Consider the following 15,349-nt stretch of genomic DNA (forward strand, 5'->3'; position numbering starts at 1 on the left):
TATCGACTATATTTTGCTGGTTATAACGGGATGCCAGAATAGCGTTCGGGACAACGCGAACACTGGACCAACCTTAGACCAAATAACCATTTCCTTCAACAACTTACTAGTAAATGAGAAGTTGGCTTTCGTGAATATAAACGTCGCAGATTTGTTAAACGGGAATTACATCCTGTTATTGTTCGTTGTACTTGCACTGGGACTCTGCCTCGGGAAACTGCGTCTCGGGTCGGTACAACTTGGTAATTCTATTGGCGTTTTAGTGGTTTCCCTATTATTAGGGCAGCAGCATTTCAGTATTAACACTGACGCCCTCAATCTCGGCTTTATGCTGTTTATTTTTTGCGTCGGCGTAGAAGCGGGACCCAACTTTTTTTCTATTTTTTTTCGCGATGGGAAAAATTACCTGATGCTCGCGCTGGTAATGGTCGGCAGCGCAATGCTGATCGCCATGGGACTGGGTAAGCTCTTCGGCTGGGATATCGGCCTGACGGCCGGGATGCTCGCCGGCGCGATGACGTCCACTCCCGTGCTGGTCGGCGCCGGGGATACGCTTCGCCACTTCGGCATGCCCAGCGATCAGCTCGCCCTTTCGCTCGATCATCTGAGCCTCGGCTATGCGCTGACCTATCTGATTGGCCTGGTCAGCCTGATCGTCGGCGCCCGCTATATGCCGAAGCTGCAGCATCAGGATTTGCAGACCAGCGCCCAGCAAATCGCCCGCGAGCGCGGTCTCGATACCGACTCCCGGCGTAAGGTCTATTTGCCGGTGATCCGCGCCTACCGCGTCGGTCCGGAGCTGGTGGCGTGGGCTGATGGTAAAAATCTGCGCGAGCTGGGTATTTACCGCCAGACCGGCTGCTACATTGAGCGCATCCGCCGCAACGGCATTCTCGCGAACCCGGACGGCGATGCGGTGCTGCAGATGGGCGATGATATCGCCCTGGTGGGCTACCCGGATGCCCATGCCCGCCTCGACCCAAGCTTCCGTAACGGCAAAGAGGTCTTCGACCGCGATCTGCTCGATATGCGCATCGTCACCGAAGAGATCGTGGTCAAAAACCACAATGCCGTCGGCCGTCGCCTGGCGCAGCTGAAGCTGACCGACCACGGCTGCTTCTTAAACCGCGTCATTCGCAGCCAGATCGAAATGCCTATCGACGATAACGTGGTGCTCAACAAGGGCGATGTGCTGCAGGTCAGCGGCGACGCGCGTCGCGTTAAAACCGTCGCCGATCGTATCGGCTTCATCTCCATTCACAGTCAGGTGACCGACCTGCTCGCCTTCTGCGCCTTCTTTATCGTTGGCCTGATGATCGGCATGATCACCTTCCAGTTCAGTTCGTTCAGCTTCGGCATCGGTAACGCCGCCGGTCTGCTGTTTGCCGGCATTATGCTCGGCTTCCTGCGCGCCAACCATCCGACGTTCGGCTACATCCCTCAGGGCGCGCTGAATATGGTGAAAGAGTTCGGCCTGATGGTATTTATGGCCGGCGTGGGGCTCAGCGCGGGCGCCGGGATTAACAACGGCCTCGGCGCCGTCGGCGGTCAGATGCTGGCGGCGGGCCTGATCGTCAGCCTGGTACCGGTGGTTATCTGCTTCCTGTTCGGCGCGTACATCCTGCGCATGAACCGCGCGATGCTCTTCGGCGCCATGATGGGCGCCCGTACCTGCGCGCCGGCGATGGAAATTATCAGCGATACTGCCCGCAGCAATATTCCGGCGCTGGGATACGCGGGGACCTACGCCATCGCTAACGTATTGTTAACCCTGGCAGGTACGCTGATTGTCATCATCTGGCCGGGACTACAGTGAATTTTTTAAGAAAAAAAACGCGCATACGCAGAACTTTTTTTGCTGGCATCAGTCATAAGTAGTGCCACTGCTTTTCTTTGATGTCCCCATTTTGTGGAGCCCATCAACCCCGCCACTTAGGTTCAAGGTTGATGGGTTTTTTGTTTTCTGCGCCCCGCTCACTCTCCCGCCAGCCTTCCCACCATCAGTCGAATTGCTTCTCTGGATAGCGGCGCTCTGTCGGTCACGAAGTGCAGCGTCATACCCTCGATAAAGGCGTCAAGCCCGCGGGCCGTTGCTGGTTCAAACCACTGTTCCAGAGTCTGCTGGCTGCGCAGCATCCAGTTTTGCATGACTGCTTTTAAATTTGGCTTGCTGCTGCAAAAAGCATACAGCTGATACATCAGCTCCATATTGCGCGCGGTGGTCACCTGGGCGCTAAATATCAGCTCGGCAATCGCGTCACAGGCCTCTTCGCGGCTATGCACATCGGCAAAAAACAGCTGATACTGCGCCGACATCTGGCCGGTAAACAGGCTGAACGCTTCTTCGACCAGCGCCTCGATACCGCTGAAATAGTAGGTCAGCGAGCCCAAAGGTACGCCCGCACAGGTGGCGATTTTCCGATGCGTGACCGCGTGGATGCCGTGTATCGCGATCGTGTCCAGCGTCGCCTGCAAAATCCGCTCCCGACGCTGCGGGTCGTTTGGTCGACGGGCCATCAGTGTTCCTCTCTCATTTAAATAGGCGCTTAATCCCTTAGCGGATGCTGGGCGCATTCCTCAGGCTGAATCGAATCATAGAGGTCAATAAAAAAACATTCTTCAGCAAGCAGCCTGGATGTACAAATGTACACAACCTTGCTACTGTTGTCTGCATCTCTCCACTCTCGGGCATTTACGGATGACAGCGCAAACCTCCCGCAGAGCCCTTCAGCTAAGGCTGTGGGCGCTCTTCATGTTCTTTTTTATCCCTGGATTACTCATGGCCTCATGGGCGACCCGCACGCCGGCGATTCGCGATCTGCTCGCGCTCTCGACGGCGGAAATGGGGATTGTATTATTTGGACTATCAATAGGTTCGATGAGCGGTATCCTCTGCTCAGCGTGGCTGGTCAATCGATTCGGCACCCGAAAAGTGATTCGTACCACCATGTCCTGCGCGGTGGTCGGCATGCTGGTCCTCAGCGCCGCGCTATGGTTTACCTCGGCGGTGCTGTTTGCTGTTGGCTTAGCCATCTTCGGCGCCAGCTTTGGCTCAGCGGAAGTGGCGATTAACGTTGAAGGCGCCGCCGTTGAACGCGAAATGAATAAAACCGTGCTGCCGATGATGCATGGTTTCTACAGCTTCGGCACGCTCGTCGGCGCCGGAATAGGCATGGCGGTCACCGGCTTCGGCCTGCCCGCCGCGCCGCACATTCTGCTGGCGGCGCTGGTGGCTGTCGCCCCCATCGCTATCGCCATTCGCGCAATTCCGGAAGGTACAGGCAAGAATGCAGCGGAAGCGGCGCGCCATGAAGGCAAAGGCCTGCCGATTTGGCGAGATGCTCAGTTGCTGCTGATTGGCGTCATCGTCCTGGCCATGGCCTTTGCCGAGGGTTCCGCCAACGACTGGCTGCCGCTGCTGATGGTGGACGGCCACGGCTTCAGCCCGACTTCCGGGTCGCTGATTTACGCGGGCTTCACCCTCGGTATGACCCTCGGCCGTTTTACCGGCGGTTGGTTTATTGACCGCTACAGCCGGGTGACTGTGGTTCGCGCCAGCGCGGTCATGGGCGCGCTGGGCATTGGCCTGATTATTTTTGTCGATAACCCGTGGGTCGCCGGCCTCTCGGTACTATTATGGGGCCTCGGCGCATCGCTCGGCTTCCCGCTGACCATTTCCGCCGCCAGCGACACTGGCCCGGATGCGCCGAAGCGCGTCAGCGTGGTGGCGATCACCGGCTACCTCGCCTTCCTCGTCGGGCCGCCGCTGCTGGGCTTCCTCGGCGAGCACTTCGGCCTGCGTAGCGCCATGATGGTAGTGCTGGCATTGGTGCTGGTCGCGGCCATCGTCGCCCGGGCGGTTGCGAAGCCACACTCTGAACCCGTGATGGAGAATAGTTAATGAGCATCAAATTGATTGCGGTAGACATGGATGGCACCTTTCTGAGCGATGCCAAAACCTATAACCGTCAGCGCTTCCTCGCCCAGTATCAGCGGATGCGCGAGCAGGGCATCCGCTTCGTCGTCGCCAGCGGCAACCAGTATTACCAGCTTATCTCCTTCTTCCCGGAGGTAGCGCACGAGATCGCCTTTGTCGCCGAAAACGGCGGCTGGGTGGTCAGCGCCGGAGAAGATGTATTTAACTGCCGGATGCCGCAGGAACATTTCAATACCGTCATCGATCATCTCCAGACGCTGACCAACATTGAAATCATCGCCTGCGGTAAGCGCAGCGCTTATACCCTCAACCAGTATAATGATGAGCTGAAAGCGGTCGCGGCGAAGTACTATCATCGCCTCGAACTGGTCGACGACTTTAATCATATTGCTGATGATGCGATTCTGAAATTTGGCCTCAACGTCCCGGACCAGCTGATCCCTGAGATACAGCCGAAGCTGCACGCCGCGCTTGGCGATATGGTAACCGCAGTCGCTACCGGCTACGGCAGCATTGACCTGATTATTCCTGGGGTACACAAGGCTAACGGCCTGCGCATCCTGCAGGAGCGCTGGGGGATCGAGAATCATGAAGTGGTCGCCTTTGGCGATAGCGGCAACGATATTGAAATGCTGCAGCATGCCGGATTCGGTTACGCGATGGCCAACGCCGCCGCGCCGGTGAAGGCCGTTGCTGGCTATCGTGCGCCGCACAATAACGAAGAGGGCGTACTGCATATCATTGATAAAGTGCTTAATCGCGAAGCGCCGTTCGTCTGAGACAGCGCCTGCTGCGGCGCGTAACGTCGCAGCAGGTCATTGGAGAGTTACTGCGGTTCGAGGGAGCTGCCTACGCGTTTGTCCTTCAGGAAGTAGACCGTCATCGCCAGCCAGAACACCCCGCTAAGCAAATTCAGCAAACTGAAGAGTCCGCTGCCGCCAGACTCATAGGCGTGCTTGCTCACTTCAATACCCACGGTAAAGATCAGCATTTGCAGCATCCCCATCGCCGCCGATACCGTCCCCTTGCTCATTTCGCTGGCAAACAGCGTCAGGCGCACCAGCCCGGCGTTAGCAAGCCCAATGCCGAAGGCGTAAACGCTCAGCCCGGCGGTCATCCACAAATAAGCGTGCGTCGAGGCGACCGTAGCGACGGCGGAGATCAGCAGGCCAAGCATAATTGGCCAGCCGCCGAGGATAATCAACGAACGCACCGTTTTGCGGGAAGTCTGGCGCGCCAGCACCAGGTTACCGGCGATCAACGCGCCAAAGATTGGCACCTGCAGCAAGCCATATTCGTAGCTGGTCGCCTGCTCGCCGCTAATGATAATCACCGGCGACTGGGCTATCCACGCCAGCAGCGGCAGGCTGACAAAACCGGTGGCCAGCGCGCCGGCGACAAAGCGCAGGTTTTTCAGCACTTCACGATAATCACGCCCCAGCTCTTTGACCGATAGTTTCTCGCCCATGCGGGTGGCGGTTTCCGGCATCGCCCGCTGTAGCCCGAAGAAGGCGATAGCGGCCAGTACGGCAAACAGGACAAACATCATCTCCCACGGCAGGATATGTACCCAGGCCGCGCCCACCAGCGGCCCAAGCAGCGGCGCAATCAGCGCGACGTTGGCCATTAAGGCGGTGATCTTGATGCATACCGCCTCTTCAAAAGACTCCTGTATCGCCGCATAGCCAACCGCGCCAATAAAGCACAGGCTGATACCCTGCAAAAAGCGCAGCAGCGTGAACTGCTCAATAGTTTGCGCCAGCAGCGTCGCCAGGCAGGTCACGATAAACCACACCACCCCGGTCAGCATGACCGGACGGCGGCCGATGCGGTCCGAAAGCGGGCCCAGCAGCCACTGTAAAAACATACCGCCGGCGAGATAGGCGGTCATGGAGGTCGGAACCCATTCATTGCCAACGCCAAACTCTTCCACGACCGAGAGCATGCCCGGCTGGATCATATCATTGCCGATATAGGTGGCGAATTCGTATAACACCAGGCACAGCGGAAAGAGCAGCGCCTGACGTCCGAGGCGTTTGCCTGAAAGTGAAGAATTGTGCATGAAATCTCTTATTTAAATAAAACCGCGCAAAGTTTAATGAAAGTCGTGCCGGGGAGATAGCGAATTGTGAGCGATGACGAAAAATATCGCCATTCTGCAACCTCTTCGCCACCAGCGAATAAAAAATCCCGCTGTATGTATTTCGTTTATGTTTCAATTAGATTACACACTATATACTCCTTTATTCAGTCTGTTAACGAAGATACATGCAAGATTTCACTCATAACAAACTGATAATTAAGAAAATACTGCTTTACCTTAGCGCCACCGTTTCTTAGGGTGGGCGGCTTGTTGATAACGGATTAAAGAGCCCGGACGTATGCTGGAAAATATTAACTACTCGCTGTTTGCATTACTCAATGCCACTCCCTCGTCCCCGTGGTGGGCGATAGAGATCGCGACGTTTATCGCCAAAGACCTGATTATTATTGTGCCATTATTAGTATTAGCCTTATGGCTTTGGGGTCCAAACCAGCGTCAGCTAGTATTTAAGGTGATGATGGCATTAGCCATTAGTCTTACGCTGTCATGGATATTCGGCGCGCTTTTTCCGCACGAACGGCCGTTCGCCGCCGGTATGGGTTATAACTTCCTGCACCACTCGCCCAACAACTCCTTCCCGAGCAATCACGGCACCATCTGCTTTACCTATGCGCTGGCCTTTATGTTCTGGCACCGCCTGTGGTCGGGAGTACTGCTTTTCGCCGTTGCCTGCGCAATTGCCTGGTCCAGGGTCTATCTCGGCGTTCACTGGCCGATGGATATGCTGGGCGGACTTCTCACCGCGATGAGCGCCTGTCTAAGCGCCCAGCTTTTGTGGCAAAGCGGCGGAAAGACCCTTTATCAGCATCTGCAGCGGCTGTACCGCCTGTTCTTTTCGCTACCGATTCGCAAAGGCTGGGTGCGCGAATAACCGGTTTCTCAGCCGCCGGTAAATTGCGGCAGAGCCCAACGCCTGCGCGTGACTAACCCTCTTTCGGCAGGTAAAATCGCCGCTGACGCCCTGTCGATGCAGGGCGCTTTAGCCTAGAGGGAATATGGAAACTCGTCGTGACGAACGCATCAGCCAGCTTATTCAGGCACTCAAGCGCAGTGATAAACTGCATCTAAAAGAAGCGGCCACCCTGCTTGGGGTGTCAGAGATGACTATTCGTCGCGACCTCAACGGCCACAGCGGCCCGGTCGTTTTGCTGGGCGGCTATATCGTTCTGGAGCCGCGCAGCGCGACGCACTATCTGCTAAGCGACCAGAAAACGCGCCTTGTTGATGAAAAACGCCGCGCCGCCCGCCATGCGGCAAAGCTGCTTGAGGCCCATCAGATGGCCTTTTTCGACTGCGGGACCACCACGCCGTGGATTATCGATGCCATCGACAACGCCCTGCCGTTTACCGGGGTCTGCTATTCGCTCAACACCTTCCTTTCCTTGCAGGAAAAGCCACAGTGCCGCGCGATTTTGTGCGGCGGTGAGTTCCACGCCAGCAACGCCATTTTTAAACCGCTGAGCCTGCAGGATACGCTAAGCCATCTTTGCCCTGATATCGCGTTTTATTCCGCCGCGGGCGTCGATTGCGAGCAGGGAGCGACCTGCTTTAACCTCGAGGAGCTGCCGGTTAAACACTGGGCGATGAAAAGCGCGCGCTACCACGTGCTGGTCGTCGATCACAGTAAATTTGGCAAAGTTCGGCCGGCGCGGATGGGCGATTTATCGCAGTTTGACGTGATTGCCAGCGACGTGTGTCCGGATGACGAGCTGCTTACGCTGGCGAAAGAAGAACAAATTTCACTCCTTTACTAAAACCGCGCCCCGCAGGGCGCGGCCTGCATTTTACGAGAACCAGCCGCCGAACCAGCCGTGCAGTTTCATCAGCACGAAATCGATCATCCGGCTAAAGAACCCGCCTTCATTGACCGCTTCCATAACAATCAGCGGCCGCTGTTCAATGGTTTTATCATTCAGTTTAAAGTCGATGGTGCCGACAACCTGCCCTTTAGTCAGCGGTGCGGTCAGCTGCGTATCATTCAGGGTGTAGCTGGCCTTCAGGTTTTTCAGCTGGCCTTTCGGCAGCGTGATGGAACCGGCATCGCCCGCGCCAAGCTTCGCTTCACTGCTATCGCCAAACCAGACGCGCTGGGTAATGAAGGTGGCATCAGGTTTAATCGGCGTCACGGTTTCATAAAAGCGGAAGCCCCAGGTCAGCAATTTTTCAGATTCGTTAAATCGGATACGGTCAGTTTTGGTGCCGAGCACGACGGCAATCAGGCGCATGTCGTTTTGCGTCGCGGAAGAGACCAGATTGTAGCCCGCACCGGCGGTGGTTCCGGTTTTCACGCCGTCAGCGTTAAGGTTCGTGCTCCACAGCAGGCGGTTACGGTTCGGCTGACGGATTTTGTTGAAAGTGAACTCTTTTTCTTTGTGGATCGCATACTCTTCCGGCACATCATGGATCATCGCTTTGGTCAGCAGCGCCATATCGCGGGCGGTACTGAACTGACCCGGCGCATCAAGCCCGTGCACGGTCTTAAAGGTGGTATTGGTGAGGCCCATCTTCTGCGCATAGCCGTTCATCAGGCTGACAAAGGCGTCCTGGCTGCCCGCCACGTAGTCGGCAATCGCGATGCTGGCGTCGTTGCCGGACTGAATGATAACGCCCTTGTTAAGATCTTCCACCGACACCTGCATTCCAGGCTTGAGGAACATCACCGAGGAGCCGCGCAGCGCCGGGTTACCGGTGGCCCACGCATCGCGCCCGATGGTCACCATATCCGTAGACTTAATCTTACCCGCCTTTAGCGCCTGGCCGACAACGTAGCTGGTCATGATCTTGGTCAGGCTTGCCGGATCGAGTTTTTCATCGGCATTGCCTTCGCTGAGTACTTTGCCGCTGGCATAGTCCATCAGGATCCAGGCGCGCGCGTCAATGGATGGCGCATCGGGGAGTTGTTCCGCAGCCTGCACCGCAGGCGCGACGAGAAATAAAAGCGCGCAGCCTGCCGCGAGGCCGCGAAGGGAAAAAGCATCATGCGTCATAAGAGCCACCCAAGTATCCTTTCCAAACAAAAATATGCCGCCACACTCGTTCCGCGCCGCAGCAGCCGGTGAGTAAAGCGTACAAATGACCTTAAAGAAACAGCGAGTTGGTAAAGTTTTTAAAGTTTACGCAATAACCTCGCGCGGCGCTGCAAACAGCGCAATTTTTTTGATCGCGGTTGCCTAAATATTAACTTTATTCCAACATGAATGCTCACTACGCCGCAATGGCGGCGAAATAAAAAGCAGGAGCGGATATGATTACGCTGTGGGGCAGAAATAACTCAACCAATGTGAAGAAAGTGCGCTGGGTGCTGGAAGAACTCGACCTCCCGTATCAGCAAATTCTGGCAGGCCTGGAGTTCGGTCTGAATCACGATCCGGCCTATCTGGCCATGAACCCCAACGGTCTGGTACCGCTATTGAAAGATGCAACGACCGATGTCGTGCTCTGGGAATCAAACACCATTATCCGCTATCTGGCCGCGCAGTATGGTCAGAATCGCCTGTGGGTGGAGTCGCCAGCCGAGCGCGCCCAGGGAGAAAAATGGATGGACTGGGCCAACGGTTCGCTCTCGCCTGCCCATCGACCCGTTTTAATGGGCCTGGTCAGGACGCCGGTTGAAAAACGCGATCCTGCCGCCATTGAAGCCGGTATTGCCGCCTGCGAGACGCTGTTCGCTATTCTGGACGACGAGCTGTCGCGCCATCAGTGGCTGTCGGGCGATGCCTTCGGCCTCGGCGATATCGCCGTCGCGCCGTTCGTCTACAACCTGCTGGAAACGGTAAAAACCTGGCAGCCGCGCCCGCATCTGCAGCGCTGGTACCAGCAGATCGGCGAACGTCAGGCCTGGCGCAACGTGGTGATGATCCCGGTCACCTGATTTTAACCCGCCGGACTCACCTTCAGCAGCTCACCGTTGGATTCGTCGGTTAACACATACAAATAACCATCGGGTCCAACGCGTACGTCGCGAATGCGTCTACCGCGATCGGTCAGAATGCGCTCCTGCTCCGTGACTTTATTGCCATCAACCTTGAGCACAATGAGCGATTCATCCTTCAGCGCGCCGATAAACAGCCTGTGTTGCCACTGCGGAAAAACCTGCGCGTTGTAAAACGCCATACCGCTCACCGCCGGCGACTTCTCCCAGACAAATAGCGGCGCTTCGGTGCCTTCCGCCTTTTTGCCTTTAGCTTCCGGGATCGGCAGACCGCTGTAGTTAATGCCGTGCGTCGCCAGCGGCCAGCCGTAGTTTTTACCTTTTTGCACGATGTTGATCTCATCCCCGCCGCGCGGCCCGTGCTCATGTAACCACAGCGTATCGCTCCACGGGTTTATCGCCAATCCCTGAGGATTACGAATTCCGTAAGACCAGATTTCAGGCCTGACGCCAGACTGGCCGACAAAAGGATTATCGGCCGGGACCTCGCCATCAGCCGTTAGCCGCACCACTTTTCCCTGCAGCTTATCGAGATCCTGAGCGGTTGAACGCTGGTTATTCTCTCCGAGACCGATAAACAGATGACCGCGACCGTCGAACGCCAGCCGTCCGCCAAAATGATTGCCGGTAGAGAGCTTCGGCTGCTGGCGGAACACCACCTGGAAGTTTTCCAGACGCTGGAGATCCTCGCTCAATCGGCCATAGCCCACCGCGGTCCCGGCTTTATCCTCATCCCCGCCCTCGGCATAGCTCAGCCAGACCCGGCGCGACTGGGCAAAGTCCGGTGCCAGCGCCACGTCCAGCAAACCGCCCTGCCCGTTAGCCCAGACCTGCGGTACGCCCGGGATCGCCGACGAGAGGCCTTTGTCGCGCTGCCAGAGCTTGAGTTCGCCGCCGCGCAGGGTAATCAAAATACCGCGATCGTCCGGCAGGAAGGCCAGCGCCCACGGGTGTTCGAGCTGGTTCTGCAACACCTCCACGCGCTCCCGGGCGGCAAGGACGGCAGTGGGTAACAACAGCGCGGTAAGCGCTATCAGGGTGACGGTCTGGTGCATGGCATACTCCTTTTGTCAGCAATGCTGATAAGGGTAGCCAGCGTGGGGAAGCGGGAAGGGATTTTTACATAACATTAATCAGGGGGAGCAGGCTCCCCCTGTCTCAGGCGTGGGTAATGGGGGCAAAATCATTCAATTTATGAATGTTTAGCCGCAATACCGCCAGGCAGCTTTCCAGTTTATCTACGTTGACCGCAATGTAGGACGGGCAATCATGATGTCCGCTTAGCAGGCATACCGCCGCGGAAGCGACGGCTTCGCCCGCAAGGCGCAGGGCTTCCTTTTCCTCCGGCGCAACGGCGTGCTGTAGGCGCGGCGCGTATTCACGCATTTCATGGCACAGTTCAAACAAGTTATCACGTAGATGGTCGTTTTCGCTGACTGACATATAGCCTTTTGCTTTACGCAACTGTAAATAAGCATCAAGATCAATGGAGGCATTAATCAGCTTATTCATCAGGTTACGATACAGTCTGTCAACGTTCATCTCAGTTCCTCCTCTATCGTCCTTCACCATAATTATAATATGGTTATTTTTTGTACAAAACGCTGTGTGAGATCAATAATTCTCAGGTCATTAACATTATTTACAATGTTACAACTAAGATTATAATCCTCGCCTGCTCAACCAGCGCCCTTCAAGCAAAAATGTTATACGCTCTCAATCAAGATCAATTCTTTTTCATGTGATGAAAAATTATTTTTTTGCCGCAATGATCACAAATTAGCGCCATTCACATTGCCTGAAAATGTCGCCGGGTGTCATATCACCTCACAAATATGTAATACGTATAACAAAACAGGTCGCAGCAGGTTGCTCTATCTTGCTTGTAACCTTTGACGCTACCGCTTGAAGGAACAGAAATGATTAATCCCGGCAGAAGAAACTATATCTTGTTGAGTCTTTTCGACTTCCTCTACCTCTTCGCCTGGTCCTCGACCATGGCATTCTTTGTTATCTGGACGACCCAGCATCTCGGGATTAGCGCCACGAAAACCGGCCTGCTCTACTCGGTTAACGCCTTTATTGCCCTGCTGATGCAGCCCTTCTTTGGCTTTATTTCCGATAAATTCGGCCTGAAAAAACGACTCATCTGGTTTCTCGTCGCCATGCTGCTACCGGTGGGTCCGTTCTTTATTTATTTATATGCACCGCTGCTGGTGCACAGCTTCTGGCTGGGCGCGCTACTCGGCGGGGTATACCTGGGGATTATTTTTAACTCCGGCTGCGGGGTGATCGATTCGTATATCGATAAAATTTCGCGGCGCTACCAGTTCGAATATGGCCGCGTAAGGATGTGGGGATCGTTAGGCTGGGCCGCCGCGGCGTGGATCGTCGGTAAGTATATCGACAGCAATCCGAACCTTGCTTTCTGGCTGGCCAGCATCGCCATTGTGATTGCGGCGATCTGTTTTATGCTGACCAAAATCGAACTGAGCGAAGCGGAGATGCAGAAAACCAGCGCGCTGAAAGTTTCCCATGCCCTTGAGCTGGCGAAGAACGGGCAGTTCTGGATGCTGCTGGTCTTCACCCTTTTCGTCACGCAAATATACGATACCTACGATCAGCAGTTTGCCCAGTACTTTTCCCTGCAGTTCCCGACGCCCGAGGAGGGGAATCGCTGGTACGGCATTCTGGCCTCCATTCAGGTGTGCGGGGAGACGCTGTTTTTATGCCTGATGCCGTGGTTTGTAAACCGCACCGGCGCGAAGTGGGCGCTGATCATCGCCGGACTGATCATGTCGGTCCGTATCGTAGGCTCCGCGATCCCGCTGGGTCCGGTGTGGATCGGCGCAGTCAAAATGATGCATGCGCTGGAAAAACCGCTGATCCTGGTGTCGGTATTTAAATTCATTGCCGCCAACTTCGACAACAAGCTGTCATCGACGGTTTACCTGCTGGTGCTGTTTGTCGCCTCCATCGCCACCGCCGTTTACTCGCCGCTGGCGGGGTATTTGTATGACACTATCGGCTTCGCGCAGACGTATTATATTCTGGGCGGTGTTGCCGGGGTATTTACGTTAATTTCGGTATTTACGCTTCGCGATAATAGAGAACCGACCGCGCCGGGGTCTGCGCCAGGCGCTGGCGTTGCGCAAAGCCATTAATCATCAATTCGCCCGGAAGCGGCTTTCGGGCGAATCAACGAAAACTCCACTGCACGCTCACCACAAATATCGCCGGGATAATAATCCCGGTTTCTACGCCGAAATAAGGGGTAAAATTGTACTGCAGGCCATGATAAATATAGGGAGAGAAACCGACGCCGGTCAGTTTCTTCGCCGTTCGATAGGTACCTGAATCGCCGCAATCGCTAAAAGCTTTAAAGAAGAACTCCCCGGTGTAGGCATAGACGCCCTTAAACGTCCAGCCATTTGTCCCCGCATACCAGTCTCTCCTTGCCCCCAGAGAGAGGCAGCGATCGTCAAAACTATTTTTCATGGTCCCGACTAACAGGCTGTACTTCGAATCTGCCGACAGCTTGCGCTCAACGGAAAAAAATTGATTATTGAATTTTTCGTTATATTGGCCGTGATTGCCGGTCATATGATAGACAAATGAACCGGTATTCACTGAATATAACGCCAGCTCGTCGGCATAAACTGGCGCTGTGCCAATCATTACCAGCGCGCACGCTGAACCACCCAACTTTTTAAACATCGGAAACCTGATAAAAAATGAAAATCCAAAGCAGTGACTATTTTACTGTCTCTGGCTTAAACCTGATTTAAACCACCCTGCGCTGGCTCCGGCGGCAAAAGATGAATAACGGCGTTATTTTTCTCAACAATACGGATAATCAACGCCGTAAAAAGAGATGCTGCTGTCTGCGGGCTAACAAGAAAAGGAGTATAAACTTTCCGCCGATCTCTGTAGAATCCCTGCCCTGACCATCCCAATAATTGAACACTTTTTAAGCTATGAGCAATGTCACCCCTCAGCCGAAGATCGGCTTTGTCTCTCTGGGCTGCCCGAAAAATCTCGTGGACTCAGAACGTATCCTGACTGAACTGCGTACCGAAGGGTATGATGTGGTTCCCTCCTACGATAACGCTGATATGGTTATCGTTAACACCTGCGGCTTTATCGATAGCGCCGTGCAGGAGTCGCTGGAAGCGATTGGCGAAGCGTTGAAAGAAAACGGCAAAGTGATCGTCACCGGCTGCCTGGGCGCAAAAGAAGATCAGATCCGCGAAGTGCATCCGAAGGTGCTGGAAATTACCGGCCCGCACAGCTATGAACAGGTGCTGGAGCACGTCCACCACTACGCGCCGAAGCCTAAACATAATCCGTTCCTGAGCCTGGTGCCGGAACAGGGCGTGAAGCTGACGCCGCGTCATTACGCTTACTTAAAAATTTCTGAAGGCTGCAACCATCGCTGCACCTTCTGCATCATCCCGTCCATGCGCGGCGATCTCGTCAGCCGTCCGATTGGTGAAGTGCTGGCGGAAGCCAAACGCCTGGCCGACGCGGGGGTAAAAGAGCTGCTGGTGATTTCTCAGGACACCTCCGCCTACGGCGTCGATGTTAAACATCGCAGCGGCTTCCACAACGGTATGCCGGTTAAAACCAGCATGGTTAGCCTGTGCGAAGAACTGGCTAAGCTTGGCATCTGGGTGCGCCTGCACTACGTCTATCCCTATCCGCACGTTGATGATGTGATCCCGCTGATGGCGGAAGGCAAAATTCTGCCCTACCTCGATATCCCGCTGCAGCACGCCAGCCCGCGCATTCTCAAGATGATGAAGCGTCCCGGCTCCGCCGACCGTCAGCTGGCGCGTATCAAGCAGTGGCGCGAAGTCTGCCCGGAACTCACCCTGCGCTCGACCTTTATCGTCGGCTTCCCGGGCGAGACGGAAGAAGATTTCCAGATGCTGCTGGACTTCCTGAAGGAAGCCCGCCTCGACCGAGTCGGCTGCTTCAAGTACAGCCCGGTGGAAGGCGCGACCGCCAACGAACTGGCGGATCAGGTACCGGAAGACGTTAAAGAAGAGCGCTGGAACCGCTTTATGCAGCTTCAGCAGCAGATCTCCGCCGAGCGTCTGCAGGAGAAAGTCGGCCGCGAAATTATGGTGCTGATCGACGAAGTCGATGAAGAAGGAGCTATTGGCCGCAGCATGGCCGATGCGCCAGAAATCGACGGCGCGGTGTACCTCAACGGCGAAAGTAAAGTCAAACCGGGCGACGTTGTGCGGGTGAAAGTCGAACACGCCGACGAATACGATCTGTGGGGCAGCCGGGTTTAATTCCGCCCGCTGAACCTGTCCCGGATAGCGGCGCTCATGCGCCCTATCCGGGCGACAAATCCGCACAGGATTAG

General features: G+C 55.4%; 14 protein-coding genes. 8 read left to right on the forward strand and 6 right to left on the reverse strand.

Annotation, left to right across the window (positions count from 1 at the left end; genetic code table 11):
- Positions 1-130 precede the first annotated feature (130 nt).
- Positions 131-1,816 (forward strand): aspartate:alanine antiporter, encoded by a 1,686-nt coding sequence (locus tag KO1_RS12315; RefSeq protein ID WP_004100564.1) that lies wholly within the window; start codon positions 131-133, stop codon positions 1,814-1,816.
- A gap of 158 nt (positions 1,817-1,974) precedes the next feature.
- Here KO1_RS12315 and KO1_RS12320 read toward each other — a convergent pair whose 3' ends face one another.
- Positions 1,975-2,517, reverse strand: a complete 543-nt coding sequence (locus tag KO1_RS12320) for a TetR/AcrR family transcriptional regulator (protein WP_023320629.1) — start codon at positions 2,515-2,517, stop codon at positions 1,975-1,977.
- Positions 2,518-2,698: 181 nt separating this feature from the next.
- Between KO1_RS12320 and KO1_RS12325 the strand changes: the two genes are divergently transcribed.
- Together KO1_RS12325 and KO1_RS12330 are read left to right on the forward strand one after the other, a co-directional pair.
- Entirely contained in the window at positions 2,699-3,901 is a 1,203-nt protein-coding gene (locus tag KO1_RS12325) for an MFS transporter (protein ID WP_017146224.1), read from the forward strand.
- Positions 3,901-4,716: a Cof-type HAD-IIB family hydrolase gene (locus KO1_RS12330; protein ID WP_016808087.1), complete on the forward strand. Its 816-nt coding sequence runs from the start codon at positions 3,901-3,903 to the stop codon at positions 4,714-4,716. The genes KO1_RS12325 and KO1_RS12330 overlap by 1 nt, the downstream gene beginning before the upstream one ends.
- Positions 4,717-4,763: 47 nt before the next feature.
- Here the strand turns inward: KO1_RS12330 and KO1_RS12335 are convergent, their stop codons facing one another.
- Complete coding sequence (locus KO1_RS12335; protein WP_064406936.1) at positions 4,764-5,999, reverse strand: MFS transporter; 1,236 nt, start codon at positions 5,997-5,999, stop codon at positions 4,764-4,766.
- A 319-nt stretch (positions 6,000-6,318) separates the two neighbouring features.
- Here KO1_RS12335 and ybjG point away from each other — a divergent pair, with 319 nt between their 5' ends.
- A complete protein-coding gene (ybjG, locus tag KO1_RS12340; RefSeq protein WP_024273959.1) occupies positions 6,319-6,912 on the forward strand; it encodes an undecaprenyl-diphosphate phosphatase in 594 nt (197 codons plus the stop codon).
- A gap of 124 nt (positions 6,913-7,036) precedes the next feature.
- Positions 7,037-7,795, forward strand: coding sequence for a DNA-binding transcriptional repressor DeoR (deoR, locus tag KO1_RS12345; protein ID WP_032727982.1), 759 nt, complete (start codon positions 7,037-7,039; stop codon positions 7,793-7,795).
- A gap of 30 nt (positions 7,796-7,825) precedes the next feature.
- Here deoR and dacC read toward each other — a convergent pair whose 3' ends face one another.
- On the reverse strand, positions 7,826-9,028 hold the full coding sequence (gene dacC / locus KO1_RS12350; protein WP_016808089.1) for a serine-type D-Ala-D-Ala carboxypeptidase: 1,203 nt from the start codon (positions 9,026-9,028) through the stop codon (positions 7,826-7,828).
- A gap of 257 nt (positions 9,029-9,285) precedes the next feature.
- Here dacC and KO1_RS12355 point away from each other — a divergent pair, with 257 nt between their 5' ends.
- Entirely contained in the window at positions 9,286-9,912 is a 627-nt protein-coding gene (locus tag KO1_RS12355) for a glutathione S-transferase family protein (RefSeq protein ID WP_004100548.1), read from the forward strand.
- Between the two features lie 2 nt (positions 9,913-9,914).
- On the opposite strand, the gene KO1_RS12360 is transcribed toward KO1_RS12355, so the two are convergent.
- Positions 9,915-11,027, reverse strand: a complete 1,113-nt coding sequence (locus KO1_RS12360; RefSeq protein ID WP_004100546.1) for a PQQ-dependent sugar dehydrogenase — start codon at positions 11,025-11,027, stop codon at positions 9,915-9,917.
- A gap of 103 nt (positions 11,028-11,130) precedes the next feature.
- Positions 11,131-11,514: a biofilm formation regulator BssR gene (bssR, locus tag KO1_RS12365; RefSeq protein WP_004100544.1), complete on the reverse strand. Its 384-nt coding sequence runs from the start codon at positions 11,512-11,514 to the stop codon at positions 11,131-11,133.
- Between the two features lie 380 nt (positions 11,515-11,894).
- On the opposite strand from bssR, the gene KO1_RS12370 reads away from it, so the two are divergent.
- Positions 11,895-13,136, forward strand: a complete 1,242-nt coding sequence (locus KO1_RS12370) for an oligosaccharide MFS transporter (protein WP_162098348.1) — start codon at positions 11,895-11,897, stop codon at positions 13,134-13,136.
- A 34-nt stretch (positions 13,137-13,170) separates the two neighbouring features.
- On the opposite strand, the gene KO1_RS12375 is transcribed toward KO1_RS12370, so the two are convergent.
- Positions 13,171-13,689 (reverse strand): hypothetical protein, encoded by a 519-nt coding sequence (locus tag KO1_RS12375; RefSeq protein ID WP_004100539.1) that lies wholly within the window; start codon positions 13,687-13,689, stop codon positions 13,171-13,173.
- 260 nt (positions 13,690-13,949) lie between these two features.
- Between KO1_RS12375 and rimO the strand changes: the two genes are divergently transcribed.
- Positions 13,950-15,275: a 30S ribosomal protein S12 methylthiotransferase RimO gene (gene rimO, locus KO1_RS12380; RefSeq protein WP_004100537.1), complete on the forward strand. Its 1,326-nt coding sequence runs from the start codon at positions 13,950-13,952 to the stop codon at positions 15,273-15,275.
- Positions 15,276-15,349 lie beyond the last annotated feature (74 nt).

The sequence above is a fragment of the Klebsiella oxytoca NBRC 105695 genome (genome assembly GCF_001598695.1).
Lineage (GTDB): Bacteria > Pseudomonadota > Gammaproteobacteria > Enterobacterales > Enterobacteriaceae > Klebsiella > Klebsiella oxytoca.